General features: G+C 42.0%; 4 protein-coding genes. All 4 read right to left on the bottom strand.

Annotation, left to right across the window (positions count from 1 at the left end; translation table 11 throughout):
• On the bottom strand, window positions 1-867 hold an 867-nt coding region (locus WBN20_RS03570; protein WP_424280726.1), incomplete at its 3' end, for a Gfo/Idh/MocA family protein.
• Window positions 868-925: 58 nt separating this feature from the next.
• The gene (gene galK, locus WBN20_RS03565; protein ID WP_424280725.1) at window positions 926-2047 is read right to left on the bottom strand and encodes a galactokinase; all 1122 of its coding nucleotides are present in this window, start codon (window positions 2045-2047) and stop codon (window positions 926-928) included.
• Window positions 2048-2077: 30 nt separating this feature from the next.
• Window positions 2078-3328, bottom strand: a complete 1251-nt coding sequence (locus WBN20_RS03560; protein ID WP_424280724.1) for an NAD(P)/FAD-dependent oxidoreductase — start codon at window positions 3326-3328, stop codon at window positions 2078-2080.
• A 1-nt stretch (window position 3329) separates the two neighbouring features.
• The coding region (locus WBN20_RS03555; protein WP_424280723.1) for a 4-hydroxyproline epimerase at window positions 3330-4078 on the bottom strand (749 nt) is incomplete at its 5' end.

Raw genomic sequence — 4078 nt, 5'->3', positions numbered from 1 at the left:
ATCCACGTCTATCCATTTTGGTGTATTGGCTATCCCGTCGGCTTCTTCCCCTCTGGCTGAGATACTCTTCAGGCCTTTTGGCTGAATTGCCCAGTAGACCACATCAGCAATATGGCACCAGAAATCGGCAAATACCCCACCGGAATAATCCATAAAATACCTATAGGTAAAATGGCATTTTGCAGGAATATAATCTACATATGGCGCTGGTCCCAGCCACATATCCCAATCCAGGGATTTGGGAATAGGCTTTATTGCAGTTTCTGTTAAATCCGGAGGCCCCCCAGTTTTCCACAACCTCACGGTGTGCACTTTACCAATGGCCCCGGCCTGGATCAATTCAACTACTCTATGGTAATTATCTGTAGCATGGATCTGGGTTCCTAACTGAAAAATACGGTTGTTCTTCTTCTGATTTTTAAGCATCAGCTGTCCTTCTTTTACATCATAAGAAAGTGGTTTTTCACCGTAGACATCTTTCCCGGCCTGGAAGGCAAGGCTGGTAATCTGGCTGTGCCAATGATCCGGAGTAGCGCAGGTGATAGCGTCAATATCGTTTCGATCCAAAATTTTCCGAAAATCTTTATACCCGCTGACTTTAGATCCCGGTTGAAGACTTTCCAAAGTTTTTAAGCTATCGGCTAAATGCAATTCATCTACATCACAAAGGGCAACCACCTCTACTTCATCTAAACCGGCGAACCATTTTATATGGTTATTTCCCATGCCACCAACCCCAATATGAGCTACGCGAAGCCGGTCACTAGCCGCTACTTTCCCTGCCAGTGAGGGTAGGAGGGTTAATCCCATAAGGCCCAGGCTACTTTTTTTTACAAATTCCCGACGGTTGTGTTTAGGTGCTTTCATAGTAGAGTTTTTTGCCCTTTTAAAGTACAAAAAAAAGTGTCACTATTATAGCCTGAAGTTACAAGAGGGTAGTCCCGACACTGGGATGTCCTTCAAAAGAAGTCAGTTTAATATTAAATTCCTTTTCATACGCTTCAGAAGCCGATTTAATAAATGCATCTGCTGTATCTTCATGAACTAAGTTGATGGTGCATCCGCCAAAGCCACCACCCATCACCCGGGCACCTAATACTTCCATTATATTTTTTGAAAAATCCACTAAGAAATCCAGTTCGCGGCAACTTACTTCATATAAAGTTCGCAGGCCATCATGCGTTTGGTACATCAAAGCTCCAAGTGTTTTTAAATCGCCCATTTTTAAAGCTTCTACCGCATCCAACACCCTGTTGTTTTCTTCCACAACATATATACATCTATCCAGCACTTTGGGACTCATAGCCGTTTTACAAGTCTCGATCATTTTGAGATTGGCATCCCTTAGTGATGCCACGTAGGGATATTGTTTTTGCAGGATGGCTACTCCTTCTTCGCACTCTTTTCTTCTGGTGTTGTACTCACTACTGGCCAGGCTGTGAGAAACATTGCTGTTCAATAAAACTAATTTGTAGGGAGCTATCACAAATGGCACATAGGTATGCCTCATACTTTTACAATCCAGTAAGATAACATGATCTTTTTTACTCATTACAGAAGCAAACTGGTCCATGATCCCACATTGGGTACCTACATAATTATGTTCTGCATCCCTGGAAAGCGTCACAATCTCATGTTTAGACAGTCCAAGGTCAAAAAGTTCATTCAGCCCAAAGGCCAGGCCACATTCAAGGGCAGCCGAAGAACTCACCCCTGAACCAATCGGCAGATCACTTTCTATAGTACATTGAAACCCTTTTAGTGTCTTACTTCTTTTATAAATCTCATACAACACTCCAAGGATGTAGTTTTCCCATTGGGTGTTGCTCGGGGAGATATGTTTAAGATCTACAACTAGTGCTTTAGCATATCCCTTACTTCTAATTTCACATTGTGTATCCGTATTATTTCTTTGAAGTTTAAAGCGAATTCTTTTGTCAATGGCTGTAGGCAGCACATAGCCCAGGTTATAGTCGGTATGCTCCCCAATGATATTGATCCTCCCCGGGGAATCTACGATCACTTTATCCAAACCTTTATCATCCATTTTTTTAATTGAGATCTTTTGCTTTTAATCTTAAAATTTTCTATCGGGGTCAAATGGTTTAATATCCATTGCGGGTTTTTTATTATCAATAATTTCTGAAACGAGTTTCCCTGTGGCCGGACCAAGACTCCAGCCCATCATGGCGTGCCCTGTGGCATAAATAAGGTTGTTATAAAATTTACTCCTGCCAATATATGGCAGACCGTCCGGACTTACCGGCCGAAGCCCGCTTTTGGCATTTGCCTTGTCCTCCCTACTTATTTCAATTTCCGGGTAATAACTTTTTGCAGCCCTGGCAATGGCCTCAACCCTCTCTTTTCTAATGGTATCGTTTATACCCGAGAATTCCATAGTTCCGGCAAAACGAGTAAAACCCTGCATAGGGGTCACGGCAGTTTTGGCTTCCATAAGTACAGCCGGAATGCTTATCCCTGTTGTTTTTTTTACATTAATTGAATATCCTTTCCCTGCCTGAAGGGGTAGTTTAATCTTCATTTGTCTGGAAATTTTACCACTCCAGGAACCGGCTGCCAAAACTACTTCGTCTGCATTGTATGATGCCTTGGAGGTTCTTATTTCTGTGATTTTGCTGCCGGAAGTTGAAATCTCCTGCACTTCTTCATTGGTTTTCAGATCTACCCCGGCTTCCCTGAGATGTTTTACCATCTTGGGCATAAATTCAGTCGGTGTGGTATGGCCGTCGCATTCATAGTGGATGGCTCCTTTTACATCTAATTTCACATTCGGTTCCAGTTTCTTTAATTGGGCCAAGTCCAAATTTTTTACTTCAAGTCCGAGAAAACTGGCCTTCTCTGCCACATCTAATTCATCTTCCCCTGCTTTGTCTGTTTTGTAAAGCATTAACAGACCTTTTCGTTCCAGTTGAAATTCACCTAGATCATCAGATGCATAGATGTCTTCAAACAAGCCACGGCTTAAAATATTAATATCCTTGATCACCGGAATGGCCTTTGCTACTTTAGCAGGGGTGGAAGACTTGTGAAAATACCAGGACCATCTGAAAAAAGCGGGATCCCATCTGGGTTTCATATAAAAAGGACTTGCCGAATTAAACATCCATTTAATGCCTTTAACAATCATCCCTGGAGAAGCCAGCGGAATAATATGGCTCGGAGTAATATAACCCGCGTTAACAAAAGAAGCTCCGGCAGTTAAGTCAGATTTGTCTATAACGGTCACCTGGTGCCCAGCCTTGTTTAAATAATAGGCAGAACTTAAACCGGCAATGCCTCCACCAATAATAATTATGCATCTACTCATATTAAATTACTTGAAACCCCTCAGCAAATGGGTCATCATCATCAATTTTTATTTTATTGTATCCATAAATCCTGGCCCACCCTTTAATACTGGGGATAATGGCTATTCTGTTTTCTAAAGTAGTAACTTCTTCAATACGTCCTATAAACTGAGACCCGATAATACTCTCATGGATAAAATCTTCACCAGGTTTCAGGAGGCCTTTTGCATGCCATTGAGCCATCCGTGCCGAGGTGCCTGTGCCACAGGGCGAACGATCAATAGCATTGTCCCCATAAAAAACAGCATTCCGGGCTGTGGCATTTGGTGCTAAGGTGCTGCCGGTCCACAGAATGTGGCTCACATCTCTGATGGTCTCATTTTCGGGATGAATAAATTCATTAGGGTATTTTGTATTGATAGCCTCTCGTATTTCCCGACTAAACTGTATAAGCTTAGCGGCACTATAATCCTGAATTCCAGCAAAGTTTTCCTGAGGATCTATGATGGCATAAAAATTCCCACCATAAGAAACATCAAACACCAAATGGCCTAAATAAGTGCTTTCAATACTTAATTCCTCAGCTGCAAGAAAAGATTTTACGTTGTTGAATTTTACCCATTCTACTTTTTTACCTGTTTGCTGATATTCAACTTCAACCAAACCTGCAGGGGTTTCCAAACGAATTTTTCCGGGAATTTTAGGGTGTATTAGGCCTTCTTCAATTCCAATGGTTATGGAACCAATAGTGCCATGTCCGCACATAGGCA

The sequence above is a fragment of the Eudoraea sp. genome (genome assembly GCF_049665975.1).
GTDB lineage: Bacteria > Bacteroidota > Bacteroidia > Flavobacteriales > Flavobacteriaceae > Eudoraea.
The sequence above is the reverse complement of the archived record's forward strand: the minus strand, read 5'-3'. Positions and strand labels throughout refer to the sequence as shown.